This is a genomic window from Microbispora sp. CA-102843, assembly GCF_050936215.1.
In the GTDB taxonomy this organism is placed as follows: domain Bacteria; phylum Actinomycetota; class Actinomycetes; order Streptosporangiales; family Streptosporangiaceae; genus Microbispora.
Genome location: NZ_JBNJNF010000001.1, coordinates 1,060,848 through 1,074,570 on the forward strand (window position 1 = coordinate 1,060,848; position 13,723 = coordinate 1,074,570).

General features: G+C 72.2%; 11 protein-coding genes. 3 read left to right on the forward strand and 8 right to left on the reverse strand.

Features of this window, described 5'->3' with window-relative positions; all coding sequences use genetic code 11:
• Positions 1-223: 223 nt before the first annotated feature.
• Positions 224-1,534, forward strand: a complete 1,311-nt coding sequence (locus tag ACQEVJ_RS04955; protein WP_433097612.1) for a PhoH family protein — start codon at positions 224-226, stop codon at positions 1,532-1,534.
• A gap of 4 nt (positions 1,535-1,538) precedes the next feature.
• Here ACQEVJ_RS04955 and ACQEVJ_RS04960 read toward each other — a convergent pair whose 3' ends face one another.
• From ACQEVJ_RS04960 to ACQEVJ_RS04970, 3 genes are read right to left on the reverse strand one after another with little or no spacing between them, the layout of a single operon-like run.
• On the reverse strand, positions 1,539-2,096 hold the full coding sequence (locus tag ACQEVJ_RS04960) for a hypothetical protein (protein WP_433097614.1): 558 nt from the start codon (positions 2,094-2,096) through the stop codon (positions 1,539-1,541).
• Positions 2,093-3,538 carry a sensor histidine kinase gene (locus ACQEVJ_RS04965; RefSeq protein ID WP_433097616.1) on the reverse strand — a complete coding sequence of 482 codons (1,446 nt, stop codon included), beginning with the start codon at positions 3,536-3,538 and terminating at the stop codon, positions 2,093-2,095. The genes ACQEVJ_RS04960 and ACQEVJ_RS04965 overlap by 4 nt, the downstream gene beginning before the upstream one ends.
• Positions 3,535-4,209 (reverse strand): response regulator, encoded by a 675-nt coding sequence (locus tag ACQEVJ_RS04970; protein ID WP_433097618.1) that lies wholly within the window; start codon positions 4,207-4,209, stop codon positions 3,535-3,537. The genes ACQEVJ_RS04965 and ACQEVJ_RS04970 overlap by 4 nt, the downstream gene beginning before the upstream one ends.
• A gap of 270 nt (positions 4,210-4,479) precedes the next feature.
• Between ACQEVJ_RS04970 and ACQEVJ_RS04975 the strand changes: the two genes are divergently transcribed.
• Both ACQEVJ_RS04975 and ACQEVJ_RS04980 read left to right on the forward strand, forming a co-directional pair.
• On the forward strand, positions 4,480-5,172 hold the full coding sequence (locus ACQEVJ_RS04975) for a lytic transglycosylase domain-containing protein (protein WP_433097620.1): 693 nt from the start codon (positions 4,480-4,482) through the stop codon (positions 5,170-5,172).
• A 102-nt stretch (positions 5,173-5,274) separates the two neighbouring features.
• Positions 5,275-7,224, forward strand: coding sequence for a glycosyltransferase family 2 protein (locus ACQEVJ_RS04980; RefSeq protein WP_433097622.1), 1,950 nt, complete (start codon positions 5,275-5,277; stop codon positions 7,222-7,224).
• Between the two features lie 11 nt (positions 7,225-7,235).
• Here the strand turns inward: ACQEVJ_RS04980 and ACQEVJ_RS04985 are convergent, their stop codons facing one another.
• The 5 genes from ACQEVJ_RS04985 to ACQEVJ_RS05005 all read right to left on the reverse strand — a co-directional run bounded on the left by ACQEVJ_RS04985 (position 7,236) and on the right by ACQEVJ_RS05005 (position 13,681).
• Complete coding sequence (locus ACQEVJ_RS04985) at positions 7,236-8,255, reverse strand: alpha/beta fold hydrolase (protein WP_433097624.1); 1,020 nt, start codon at positions 8,253-8,255, stop codon at positions 7,236-7,238.
• Positions 8,252-9,586, reverse strand: a complete 1,335-nt coding sequence (locus ACQEVJ_RS04990) for a 3-hydroxybutyrate oligomer hydrolase family protein (RefSeq protein WP_433097626.1) — start codon at positions 9,584-9,586, stop codon at positions 8,252-8,254. The genes ACQEVJ_RS04985 and ACQEVJ_RS04990 overlap by 4 nt, the downstream gene beginning before the upstream one ends.
• Positions 9,586-10,923 (reverse strand): MFS transporter, encoded by a 1,338-nt coding sequence (locus ACQEVJ_RS04995; RefSeq protein ID WP_433097628.1) that lies wholly within the window; start codon positions 10,921-10,923, stop codon positions 9,586-9,588. The genes ACQEVJ_RS04990 and ACQEVJ_RS04995 overlap by 1 nt, the downstream gene beginning before the upstream one ends.
• Before the next feature lie 77 nt (positions 10,924-11,000).
• Positions 11,001-12,923 (reverse strand): helix-turn-helix domain-containing protein, encoded by a 1,923-nt coding sequence (locus ACQEVJ_RS05000; protein ID WP_433097630.1) that lies wholly within the window; start codon positions 12,921-12,923, stop codon positions 11,001-11,003.
• Positions 12,908-13,681, reverse strand: coding sequence for a 3-hydroxybutyrate dehydrogenase (locus ACQEVJ_RS05005; RefSeq protein ID WP_433097632.1), 774 nt, complete (start codon positions 13,679-13,681; stop codon positions 12,908-12,910). Before ACQEVJ_RS05005 ends, ACQEVJ_RS05000 begins: the two co-directional genes overlap by 16 nt.
• Positions 13,682-13,723 lie beyond the last annotated feature (42 nt).

Below are 13,723 nucleotides of genomic sequence, written 5' to 3' on the forward strand. Positions count from 1 at the left end.
TAGCCAGCGTAAACCTATTGGGCTGGGGAGATTCGTTACGTAACGTAGTAGCTGAGCGGCCGTCGAGGGGATCGGCGGCCACCACCTCGGGAGAGGGCCCGTCCTTGCGCGACCACCATGCGAGGAGGGCCGGAGACCCGGCCTGCCCTCGCAGGTCACGGGCCCGGTCCGTTCACCACCAGTCAAGGCAGGGCGCCCACCTCAGGCGCCCGGGGGAGAACGCGTGGCAGTGTCCTCGAGCAACCCGTCCACATCCCGCACCTACGTTCTGGACACGTCTGTCCTGCTCGCCGACCCGGCGGCGATGAGCCGCTTCGCCGAGCACGAGGTCGTCGTCCCGATCGTCGTCATCACGGAACTGGAGGCCAAGCGCCACCACCCCGAGCTCGGCTACTTTGCCCGGGAGGCACTGCGCTTCCTCGATGACCTCAGAGTGCGGTACGGACGGCTGGATGAGCCCATGCCGATCGGCGACGGGAACATCCGAGTCGAGCTGAACCATAGTGATCCGTCCTGCCTCCCGGCGGGCTTCCGCCTGGGCGACAACGACACCCGCATCCTCACCGTCGCGCAGAACCTCGCGGCGGAGGGCAAGGACGTGGTGCTGGTGTCGAAGGACCTGCCCATGCGGGTCAAGGCGGCGTCCATCGGCCTCAGCGCGGAGGAGTACCGCGCCGGCATGGTGGTCGAGTCCGGCTGGACCGGCATGGCGGAGCTCCAGGTCACCACGGAGGAGATGGACGCACTCTTCGAGGTCGGCACGGCCGACATCGACGAGGCGCGCGACCTGCCGTGCCACACCGGCCTGCGGCTGCTGTCGAGCCGCGGCTCCGCGCTCGGCCGCGTCCTGCCGGACAAGTCGGTGCGTCTGGTGAGAGGCGACCGTGAGGTCTTCGGGCTGCACGGCCGGTCGGCGGAGCAGCGGATCGCGCTCGACCTGCTGATGGACCCCGACGTCGGCATCGTCTCGATGGGTGGGCGCGCCGGCACCGGCAAGTCCGCGCTGGCGCTGTGCGCGGGCCTGGAGGCGGTGCTGGAGCGCCGCCAGCACCGCAAGATCATCGTGTTTCGGCCCCTGTACGCCGTGGGCGGTCAGGAGCTGGGCTACCTGCCCGGCACGGAGAACGACAAGATGGGCCCGTGGGCCCAGGCGGTCTACGACACGCTGGGCGCGGTGACGTCTCCCGAGGTCATCGAGGAGGTCATCGACCGGGGCATGCTGGAGGTCCTGCCGCTGACCCACATCCGCGGCCGTTCCCTCCACGACGCCTTCGTGATCGTGGACGAGGCGCAGTCGCTGGAGCGCGGCGTGCTGCTGACCGTGCTGTCCCGCATCGGGGCCAACTCGCGGGTCGTGCTCACCCACGACATCGCCCAGCGCGACAACCTGCGGGTGGGCCGGCACGACGGCGTCGTCGCCGTGGTGGAGAAGCTCAAGGGCCACCCGCTGTTCGCCCACATCACGCTGACCAGGTCCGAGCGGTCGCCGATCGCCGCCCTGGTGACCGAGATGCTGGAGAACATCACGCTCTGATCAATCACGGGGGGAGATGGCCGTCCTTGGGGGTCAGATCCCAGAACTCCCGGCAGGTGTGGACCTTCAGGGGGCCGTTCCTGTCGGGAGTCGCGTGAGCGATCTCCACGGCCCAGATCTCCGGGCGCAGCCGCGCCGTACAGGTGATCTGGGCCATGGCGGTCCTGGTGATCTTCCAGCCGCTCACGAACAGCCGTACGCGCAGGCTGAGGGTGTTGTCGGGGTCGTTGCGGCTGCCCGCGTCCGGGGCGTACCTGACGAGCTGCACCTGGGCCAGCGTGAGCCCGGTCAGCGCGGTGGACAGCCGGTTCGACGACCGCCCACTGGCCGCGAACAGCGCGTCCAGCACGTCGTTGACGTGCGGCGAGCGCGCCGCTACCCGGGTGGGCCACAGTCGTCCGTCCCGCAGCAGGTAGATCGTGACGAGGGTGGGGGTGCCGCTGATGACCGGCGCCGGACCGGCGTCGACCACCCCGGTCGGCGCGACCCCGCAGGCCGCCGGCGCGATGAGCAGCCCCCCGAGCAGGGCCGCGACCGCGCGCCTGATCTGTCTCCTCCTCATGGCTTCGGGATCCAGACCCGGAAGAGGGTGCCGGGCTCGCAGCGCTCGGCCCTGATCAAGCCGCCGTGCAGTTCGGCGTTGGCCTTGGCGATGGCCAGGCCGAGACCGCTGCCCACGCTCCTGGCCCGGTCGGTGCCCGCCTTGTAGAAGCGGTTGAAGACGTGGGGGAGGACCTGCTCGGGGATGCCGCTCCCGTGGTCGCGCACGGTCACCTCCAGCGCTCCGTGCTTCTCGCCGCCGACCGCCACCCGCGCGCTCACCACGACGGGAGGCGCGCCGTGGTTGAGCGCGTTGCCGACGAGGTTGGCCACGATCACGTCGAACCTCCGGGCGTCCAGGGAGAACGTGAGCCCGACGGGCACGGTGAGCTTCACCCGGTCGGCCCAGCCCCGCATCTCCAGGCAGTCGGCCAGCGCGTCGCCCACGTCGACGGTCTCCCGGCGGAGCGTGGCGGCGCCCGCGTCGAACCTGCTGATCTCGATGAGGTGCTCGACCAGCACCCGGAGCCTGTCGATCTCGCGGACGACGATCCGCACGGCCTCCCCGGCGTCGTCCGGCAGGTCCTCGGCGTCCTCCGACAGCATGTCCGTCACCGCGGTCATCGCGGTCAGCGGCGTGCGCAGCTCGTGGGAGACGTCCGCGACGAACCGCCGCGACATCGACTCCAGCGTCCGCAGCTCGGAGACCGTGCCTTCCAGGGCCGCCGCCGTCTCGTTGAACGTCGCGGTCAGCTCCGCCAGCTCGTCCCTGCCTCGTACAGGGAGGCGGACCTGCAGCTCGCCGGCGCCGAGCGCGCGGGCGGCCGCGCCCAGCCGCCGTACGGGCAGCAGCACCCGCCGGGCCGACAGCAGGGCCAGGGTCAGCGCCAGGACGAGCGTGATGCCTCCGGCCTGCGCGAGGGCGGCCTTGAGGCGGGACAGCACACCCTCCTCCTCCGACAGCGGCACGAAGACGTAGACCGTCAGGCCCGTCGGACGCAGCACGCCGTCGCGGGTGGCCCGCTGGATCTGCGTGGCGACGATCAGCCACGGGTGGTCTCTGAGCAGCACCCTCTGGTGGACCAGCCGCCGGGCCGCCTGCCAGCGGAGCTGGTCGGGCACGTCGGTCATGGTGAAGCTGGCGCCGGTGCTGGAGCGCCTGTGGTCGCCGTAGGTCACGATGACGGTCCGCTCCGGGCCCTCAAGCGCCTGCACCACCCCGGCGAGGTCCTCCTCGGTGACGGTGGTGTCGCTCGGCCAGACGACGTCGCTCGCGCCGATCGGCAGCGTGATCCTGGACAGCGTCTCGCGTACGTCGGCGACCGCGCCCCGCTCCGCGCGTTCCAGGAGCCCCCGGCGGACGATCTGGTATCCCAGGCCCGCCACCATCGCGGACGCGGTGACCGCCACCAGCAGGAAGGTGATCACCAGCCGGGCCCGCAATCCGGTGGGCACCCAGGTCATGGCGGGCTGAAGCGGTACCCGAAGCCGCGCACGGTGTGGATGTAGACGGGGTCGGCGGGAACCGGCTCGATCTTGGCCCGGATGCGCTGCACGCACGCGTCGACCAGCCGGGAGTCCGCCACGTGCGTGTGGTCCCAGACGGCGCGCAGGAGGTACCGGCGGTTGAGCACCTGGCCGGGGTGGCGGACCAGTTCGAGCAGCAGGCGCAGCTCGGTCGGAGTGAGGTGGATCTCCTTGCCCGCGAGGCTCACCTTGAGGGCTCCGCGGTCGATCACGAGGTCGCCGAAGGTGAGGCGGTCGGGCGAGGCCGACTCCAGGCGGCGCAGAATGGCGCGGATGCGGGCGTCGAGCACCCGCGGCTCGACCGGCTTGACGACGTAGTCGTCCGCGCCTGCCTCCAGCCCCACCACCACGTCGAGGTCGTCGCCCCTGGCCGTGAGCAGGATGATCGGCAGCGGGTCGAGCCTGCGGATGCGGCGGCACACCTCGACCCCGTCGATACCGGGCAGCATGACGTCGAGGATCGCGATCTCGGGGCGGCGGGAGCGTACGTGGTCGAGGGCCTCCTCGCCCGTGCCGTACGCGGTCACCGAGTGGCCCTGCCGGGTGAGCGCGAGCTCGAGTCCGGCACGGACCGAGGGGTCGTCTTCGACCAGGAGGATGCCTGCCACCCGGTCATTATGGTGCGGACCTCACCAATTCCCCTATTTGTCATGACCTTGTGACTTCGTCCGCACGCCATCGTCAAGAAGTGGGAGCACGCTGGTGCCGGGCACCCATGCCTCTCCCTGTGGTGCAAAGTGTGACCAAAATCACATTCCAGGGGAAAGTCCATGTGATCGGCGGTCGGGTCAAGACGTCACCAAACAGGTACCACGATTCGGTTGCGGAGCACCCCCCACCACAGGGCAAGCTCATAAGCCGTGAGCTCTGGTCAGCAGTTGAAGGATCGCCCCCGCGCCCCCCGGTCCCGGCGGGGAGCCGACGGCCGCTCCGGGTCGGGCCGGCTGACTCCCAAGCGGATCGCGATCCTCGGCGTCAGCGTGGCCGTGCTCGCGGGCGGGACGACCTTCGTGGTCCGCACCTCGATCGAGCACAACAGCGCGCCCAAGCAGGTGCTGGGCCCGGACAGCTTCCTCGCCCTCGACCCGAACGCGCCCGACCCCGAGGCCGACATCCTCAAGGAACAGGCGGTCCAGGCGCTGCGCAAGGACAGGCTGGAAGGCACCCGCGACGACCGGAAGAAGGGCCTCGACCCGGTCGAGATCGCCCAGAAGGCCCCCGGCGGCGGCGGCTTCACCCCGGCCGACTTCCCGCCCGGCTCCACCCCTGACCCCGGCAGCAACAAGGCCCTCGGCAAGCAGATGGCCGAGGCGCGCGGCTGGGGCGGCGAGTGGGGCTGCCTGGAGAAGCTGTGGGACAAGGAGAGCCACTGGAATGAGCGGGCCATGAACCGCTACAGCGGCGCCTACGGAATTCCCCAGTCGCTGCCCGGCAGCAAGATGGCGAGCGCGGGCTCCGACTGGCAGACCAACCCCGCCACGCAGATCAAGTGGGGTCTCGGCTACATCGCGGGCCGCTACAAGACGCCCTGCGGCGCCTGGGGGCACTCCCAGTCCACCGGCTGGTACTGAGGTCTCCCCAGGTCTGCCTGATCCGCGAAAGTCTGGTCAGGGTTTCTCGACCTTTCGGCAAGCCCGCGCGTACGACGGGGGTCGCACTGCACCCTTGGCCTCATGGGTGTGAAGGTCAGCGTGGTTATGCCCGTGTCCAACCCCGGGCTGTCGAACGACGCCTTCGGCGCGAGTGTGCGCTCGGTGCTGGAGCAGTCGCTGCCGCCGGAAGAGTACGAGGTCGTCTTCGCGGACGACGGGTCGACGGACGGGACCCGCAGGCGGCTCGACGCCATCGCCGAGCAGCGCGACAACGTGCGGGTCCTGCACCTCGACCACAGCGGTTCGCCCGCGCGCGGGCGCAACGTCGGCCTGTCGGTGGCGCGCGGCGAGTACGTATACCTGCTCGGCCAGTACGACAGGCTGGAGCCGCACGCCCTGGAGCGGATGTACGACAGGGCCGTGGAGACCGACGCCGACGTGCTGATCGGCAGGCTCGCCGACCAGGGCCCGCCGCCGGCCGCCCTCGCCCGTGACCGGGACCGGGCCGACGTGCTGCGCGACCGCCTCCTCGCGCTGCCGACGGCGCACAAGCTGTTCAGCCGCGACTTCCTGGAGACCTGCCAGCTCCGCTTCGCCGACCGGCCGCTGTCCGAGCAGGCGTTCGTGACCAGGGCGTACCTCGCCGCGAAGGTGATCGCCGTGCTCGCCGACGAGATCTGCTGCCATCTGGGCGCCGCGGAGGAGGAGGCGCCGGACGCCGAGGCGCTCTTCGACGGCCTCAACGCGATCTTCGATGTGGTGGAGGCCTACACCGAGCCGGGCTCGCAGCGCGAGCGCATCCAGGCCCACTGGTATCGGACGCTCGGGCTGCGCCGTCTGGCGGGCGCGCGGTTCCTCGCCACTGGGCCCGACGAGCGGATGCTCCTGTTCTCCTTCCTGCGCCGCTTCACCCTCGACCGCTTTCCCGCCGCGCTCGACGGCCACCTGCCCGCGCACCTGCGCGCCCGTACGGCGCTGCTGCGCCAGGACCGCCTCGACGCGCTGGTCGCCCTCGCCGAGGCGTCCCGGGGCGCCAGGCTCAGCGCGGAGCTGCGGGAGCTGCGCTGGGACCAGGGCGTGCTGCTGCTCGATCTGAGCGTGGAGATCCTGCGGGCCGGGGGCACCCCGCTGTGGCTGCGGCAGCGGGACGACCGGCTGCTGTGGACCCCGCCCCCCGGGGTCGAGGGTCTGCTCGACGGCCTGCTCGACGACGAGGGCGCCGACGTGACCGACGCGGTGCGCAGGGCCCGCGTGGAGGTCTGCGTCCGCCACGTGGAGACCGGGGTGGTCCACTCCCTGCCCGTCACCTGCTCGGTGGGCCGTGCGGGCCTCGGGGACCAGACGCGCGGCGGCCAGGTGCGCGTGTGGGTGAGTGGCCAGGCCCGCCTCGACGCCGGTGCGGCGGCTCTCGGGCGGCCGCTGCCCGCCGGGCTCTGGGAGGTCCACGTGCGCATGCGGGGCGTGCAGACGGGCCGCACCAGGGTGGCCCGCCCCGCCCTGCCGATGAGCAGCGCGGGCGCGCTCGCCGGTGAGCCCAGGCGGCTCGTCGTGCCGTGCTGGTCCGAGCGCGGCGAGCTGGGCGTCTGCGTGGAGCCGAAGTCGTTCCCCGAGTCGATCGCGCTGGTCTCTTCCCGGGCCACCGTGGCCCGGCAGGAGGGGCACGTCTTCGTCGTCGTGCCCGTGCCGTACGTGCCGCCGAGCGGCGGGCCGCCGGCCGAGCTGGTGCTGCGCGAGCAGGACGGGCGCGGGCGCAGCATGGTCGTGCCCGCGCTGGTCGAGCCGGGGATACCCGGCAGGGTGGCCGGGCAGCTCGTCGCGCGGGTGCCGGTGAGCCGGATCGGCGGGGACGACTGCCTCGGCCCCGGGTCCTGGCGGCCCGCGCTCCGCGTCGATCAGAGGGACGTGGACCTGCTGTTCGGGCTGACGGTGCGCCGCGGCGGGCAGGTGTCCGTCCTGCCCGCCGGGGCTTCGCCGCAGGCCCCCTCACTGCTGCGGCGCATCGCCGTCCGCGTCCTGCGCGACCGCCGATAGCTGTCCGCTGACTATCCGCGCAGGTGCGCGAGCAGCGCCGCCCGGAACTCCGCCGGCTTGTCGACGTGCGGGCCGTGGCCGGCGCCCTCGACGACCACCTCCCGGTAGGCGCCGTAGCGGTCCAGCGCGGCCCGCGTCTGGGTCACCATGGGCTGGGCGGGCGTGCCGTCCCAGCCGGGCACGGCGCCGATCGCCCCCAGGTGCGCGAGGTCGAACAGCGACGTGTCCGAGACGATCACGTCCTGGTCGCCCCTGATCCACAGGATGGGCGGCTTCGGGTCGATCTCGTGCAGGTCGTCGATGCGGAAGTTGGTCGGCGCGATCGTGTTGAGCACGCCCCGCTTGCCCGGCGCCACGCCCGGCCAGGCGTCCGAGGGCAGGGAGTCGCCCGGGTAGTGGTCGTCGCCGATCCGCGTGGACAGCATCGACTCCACGAAGGCGTCCTCCTCCTCACCCATGTCCGTCCCCGCGGCGACGTACGTGGCGCGCAGCACGTTCCGGGGCGAGACGGGGGAGTCGGCCGACCGGTCGCCCGCCTGGAGCGCCACCACGAACTCGGGGTTGGCCGCGCCGCCGCCGGAGCCCACGCCGTCGGGGCTCGTGAGCACGCCGTCCGTGCCCGTGGTGCCGCCGAAGCCGTACGGCGAGACGGGGTTGACCAGCGTCGCGCTGCGGACCGCCTCGGGCCGGTCGCGCATGGCCTGCATGACCACTCCGCCGCCGAGGCTCCAGCCCACGAGGTGTGCGGGCCCGATCTGGTCGAGCAGCGCCAGGAGGTCGTCGGAGTAGTCGCGCACGCCCCGGCTCGCGTCCACCGGCTCGGGGTCGGAGTCGCCGAAGCCGCGCAGGTCGAGCGCGTACGGACGGAACCCCTCAGCCGCGATCGCGGTCATCGTCGAGTGCCAGAACGTGCTGGAGGAGACGTTGCCGTGCACGAACACCACCGGGTCGCCCGACGAGCCGGGTACCGACAGGACGTTGAGGGTCAGACGAGGCGTGCTGACACGCTCGGCGGATATGGCCAGGGTCATGGTGTTGCTCCCAGTGTGCAGGTGTTCTCGAGGTCGCCCGTGGCCGGGCGAGGCAGGGTGGCGCTCGGGGGCGGCGGTGTGCCCGTGCCGATCCACGCCTCCAGCGCGGTGAACGCGCTGCGGAAGCAGGGCAGCAGGGGCCGCAGGCGGTCGGGGAAGGCCGGGTAGAGGCTGTCGACGTGGGTGCCGTCCTCGACGCGGTAGTAGCGCAGCAGCCGGTCGCGGTGCTGGTCGGCGATCATCTTGGCGTAGACGTCCGAATCCTTGCTGATCGGCAGCAGCGCGTCCAGGGTGCCGTGGACGACGATCAGCGGCCGCTTGATCTTCCCGGTGAGACTCACCCGCGCGACCGCCTGCTTCACGGCCGCGGGCCTGGAGGCGTAGTCGTAGTCCGTGTCGCAGCCGGGCGTGCCGGAGGCGCAGAACGGCGTGCCCGCCTCGGCGTCGCCGTCGTAGGTGGGGTCGAACTCCTCACGGAAGACGCGCTGGGTGAAGTCCCAGTAGTACTGGTAGTGGAACGGCCACAGGAAGTCGGACTCCGGCGCGAAGCCCGCCGCCGCGACCCCGGCCATGTCGCCCTTCGCGTACGCGCGCAGCGCGGGCGGCAGGAACGTCAGCAGGTTGGGCCCGTCGGCGGTGAAGAGCGTGCCCTCCCAGTCGACGCCGCCGTCGAACAGGTCGGGACGGTTCTCGAGCTGCCAGCGGACCAGGTAGCCGCCGTTGGACTGGCCGGCCGCGATCGTCGTGCGGGCCGGCCTGCCGTACCGCTGCCGGACGACGGTCTTGGCGGCGACCGCGAGCTCGCTGACGCGGCGGTTCCACTCGGCCACCGCGTCGCCGGGCCGTACGCCGTCGCGGTAGAACTCGACGCCGGTGTTGCCCTTGTCGGTCGCGGCGTACGCGTAGCCCTTGGCCAGCGCCCAGTCGGAGATCGTGAAGTCGTTGGCGTACGTCTCCCGGTTGCCGGGCGACCCGGCGACGACCAGGCCGCCGTTCCACCGCTCGGGGAGCCGGATCACGAACTGCGCGTCGTGGTTCCAGCCGTGGTTGGTGTTCCCGGTGGAGGTGTCGGGGAAGTAGCCGTCGATCTGCATGCCGGGGACGTCGCTGGGGTTCACGGCACCGGGGGAGTTCAGGCCCGACCAGTCCGACTGGTCGGTGTGGCCGGAGGCCAGCGTGCCCTTCGTGGTGAGGTCGCCGAGGCAGGCCGTGACCTGCTTCTGCGCGCCGGGCACGATCACGTTCGGGCACGCGGCGGCCTCGGACGGGATGGCGGCGGCCAGGGGAAGGGCCAGCGCCAGGGCGGCCAGCATGACGGAACCGGGGCGCATCAGGCCTCCTTCACGATCGCGGCGGCTTTGGCGGCGCCCGAGGTCGGTTCGATGGCGGACAGGTCGCGGTCGCGGGTCTCCCTGGATGCGATCACCGCGATGATCGTGAGGATCGCCGCCGCCACCACGTAGACGGAGATCGGCACGCTCGATCCGTACGCGTCGAGCAGGGCGACCGCGATCAACGGGGCCACGCCGCCGGCCGCGATCGAGGCGAGCTGGTAGCCGATCGACACGCCCGAGTAACGCATCCGGGTGGCGAACAGCTCGGAGAAGAACGCCGCCTGCGGGCCGTACATCGCGCCGTGGAGCAGCAGGCCGACCGTCACGGCCACCGTGACCAGGGCGAAGTTCTTCGTGTCGATCAATGGGAAGAACGCGAAGGCCCACAGGCCGACGCCGACGGCCCCCAGAAGGTAGACCGGCCTGCGGCCGATCCGGTCCGACAGCGCGCCCCACAGCGGGATCGTGACGAAGTGGAACGCCGAGCCGATCAGCACCGCGTTGAGCACGGTGCCCTTGGGCAGGCCCGCCGCCGTCGTGCCGTACACGAGGACGAACGCGGTGATCACGTAGTAGGAGACGTTCTCGGCCATCCGGGCGCCCATCGCCACCAGCACGTCGGCCCAGTGGTGGCGCAGCACGCCGACGATGGGGGCCTTCGGCGCGGCCTCCTGCTGCTCCAGCGCCTGCTGGAACACCGGCGACTCGGTGACCGTCAGCCTGATCCACAGGCCGATCAGCACGAGCACGCCGGACAGCAGGAACGCGATCCGCCAGCCCCAGGCGAGGAACGCGTCGTCGGGCTGCACCGCGGCCAGCAGCGCCAGCACGCCAGTGGCGATCAGGTTGCCACCGGGAGCGCCGGCCTGCGGCCAGGACGCCCAGAAACCGCGGTTGCGGGGGTCGCCGTGCTCGGATACCAGCAGCACCGCGCCGCCCCACTCGCCGCCGAGGGCGAAGCCCTGCACCAGGCGGAGCGCGGTCAGCAGCAGGGGCGCGCCGGCGCCGAGGGCGGCGTACGTCGGCAGGCAGCCGATCAGGAACGTCGAGCCGCCCATGAGCAGCAGGCTGATGACGAGCAGCCGCTTGCGGCCGAGCCGGTCGCCGTAGTGACCGAAGACCAGCCCGCCGAGGGGCCGGGCGACGAAGCCGACGGCGTAGGTGAGGAACGCCAGCAGGGTGCCGGTCAGCTCGTCCTCGGTGGGGAAGAACAGCTTGTTGAAGACCAGGGCGGCGGCCGAGCCGTACAGGAAGAAGTCATACCACTCGATGGTGGTGCCGATCAGGCTGGCCCCGACGACCTTTCCAATCCGGGCAGGTGGGGTGTTTGCCATTGGAACTCCTCCGATGGGGGGGTTCCGCCACGGTATGCAGTGACCGGGGTCACTCCTATGGGGTGCTGCCACACACCTCAGGCGTCCGGCATGTGGGTGCGCAGCCGGTGCAGTCGCAGGGCGAGCTGGATCTCCAGGGCGCGCTCGGGCTCCTGCCAGTCCGCGCCGAGCAGCTGCCCCACCCGGTCGAGCCGCTGGGTCACCGTGTTGACGTGGATGTGCAGGGCCTCGGCCGTACGCGACAGCGAGCCGCCCGTGCCGAAGTAGGCGTTCAGCGTCTTGACCAGGGCGGTTCCCCGGCGCGCGTCGTAGTCGAGCACCGGCCCCAGCGCGCTGGAAAGGAAGCCGGACACCTCGCGCCGCTCGCCCACCAGCAGGCCGACGAAGCCCAGCTCCTCGGCGCTCGCGCCGTCGCCCGTACGGCCAAGCGCCACCAGCGCCCCGGCGCAGCGCCGGGCCTCGGAGTAGGCGGCGGCGACCGCCGTCACCGGTCCGGAGGCCGGCGCGGCCCCCGCCGTCGCCGGGCGGCCGAGCGAGGCGCTCAGCTCTGCCGCGACGCGCCGGGCCAGCGCGCCGGGCCGGTCGCCGGGCAGCAGCAGGACGACCTCGTCCCCCCGGGTGGTGGCCAGGCCGTGCGCCAGCGTCGCCTGGGACGACGCCCAGAAGGCGCCGCGCTCCCGCTGCCCGTCGTGCCGCGCCACGACCAGCACGTGCGGCGTGTCGAGGTCGACGCCGAGCCGCCGCGCCCGGTCGTGCAGCCCGCGCAGCTCCGGGCGGGAGACCAGGTCGTCGAGCAGTTCGCCGCGCACCCGCCCCTCCGCCTCGGCCACGCTGCGGCGGAACAGCAGCAGCAGCGCGGTGACGATCGCGGCGCGTTCCAGGATCCGCTGGTCGGTGTCGGAGACCGGGCGGTCGGTCCGCAGGACCAGCGTGCACAGCGGCGCCGCCCCGACGTCCACCGACGCGACGTACGCGTCGCCGCGCTTGACCGTGCGGCCCAGCGCCCGCGAGGACTGGGCGGCGTCGAACACGCCCGTGTCCAGGTCGCCGGACTCGCCCACGAGGGGGCGGCCCACGTCGTCCAGCACGGTCAGGCGGCCGCCGAGCACCTCGGTGACGACCGCGGCGACGTCCTCGACCCCGCCGCCGCGCAGCACGAGGCCGGTCATCCGGTCGTGCGCGTCGGCGGCCCGCTCGATCGACTCGCTGTGCGCCCTGATCAGCGTGTTCGCCTCGCTCAGCTCGGCCAGCGCGGCCCGGGTCTCCTGCAGCAGGCGGGCGGTGTCGATGGCGACCGCGGCGTGCGCCGCCAGCGAGCACAGCAGCGCCACCTCCTCCTGCGCGAACGGCCTGGCGCTGCGGTTGGCCGCGAACAGCACGCCGATGACCTGCGTGCCGAGCCGCAGCGGCACTCCGAGGATCGCCACCAGGCCCTCCTCGTGGACGGCCACGTCGATCGTGCTGGTGTGCCGGAACCTCGGGTCGGCGAAGTAGTCCGCCGTGTTGTACGGCGTGCCGCTCTGCGCCACCAGTCCGCCCAGCCCCGCGCCCATGGGCAGCCGCAGTCGCCGGAAGCTGGCTGAGATCGACCCGTCGGTCACCCGCATGTAGGTGTCGCCGCGCTCGGGATCGTTCAGCGTCATGTACGCGATGTCGGTCGCGAGCAACTGCCTGGCCCGGTGCACGATGGCCTCGAGCACCGCGTCGAGATCGCGCAGCCCGGCCAGGTCGCTGGCCGTGTCGAACAGCGCCGACAGCTCCGCCTCTCGCTTGGCCCGCCGGCGCAGCACGGCCCGCACCTGCAGCGCCGCGACCTTGGCCCGCTCCAGCTCCTCCAGCGTCGCGGAGTCGGCCCCGGCCGCCCTGGCCTGCAGGATCGGGCCCTCGAACTCGACGGCCGACGCCTCCCGGGCGAGCAGGTCGAGGTACGCGCGGGCGCCGTCCGTGTCCTTCGGGGCCGTCGTGTTCTTGGGGGACGGAGTGGTCAGCGTGCGCTCCATCCTCCGTCGATGGGGATCGAGACGCCGGTGACGAACGACCCCTGCGGCCCGCACAGGTAGGCGACCATCTCGGCGACCTCGTCCGGCTCGATCAGCCGTTTGATCGCCGCGGGGGCGAGCATGATCTGCTCCACCACCTCGTCCTCGCTGATCCCGTGGGTGCGCGCCTGGTCGGCGATCTGGTTCTCCACGAGCGGCGTCCGGACGTAGGCGGGATTGACGCAGTTGGAGGTCACGCCGTGCGGCGCCCCTTCGAGGGCGATGACCTTCGACAGGCCCTCCAGCGCGTGCTTGGCCGTCACGTAGGCCGCCTTGAACGGCGAGGCGCGCAGGCCGTGCACCGAGGAGATGTTGACGATCCGGCCCCAGCCGCGCTCGTACATGCCGGGCAGCACGTCCCGCACGAGCAGGAACGGCGCCTCGACCATCACCCGCATGATCTTGCTGAAGATCTCGGGCGGGAACTCCTCGATCGGGGCCACGTGCTGGAACCCGGCGTTGTTCACCACGATGTCGGCGTGGAGGCGGGTCTCCGGCGAGACCGGGAGCTGGCCCCGCCAGGCCACCGGGAACTCCGGATCGGACAGGTCGACGGCCACCGGCGTGCCGCCGATCTCGGCGGCCACCTTGCCCGCGGCCTCGGCGTTGATGTCGGCGACGACGACGTGCGCGCCCTCGGCGGCCAGGCGCCGGGCACACGCCCGTCCGATGCCGCTCCCCGCGCCGGTGACGAGGGCCGTACGCCCTTCAAGGCTCATGGTGCCTCACGATAGGAACCACGCTCTTCCGGGCACATGGCG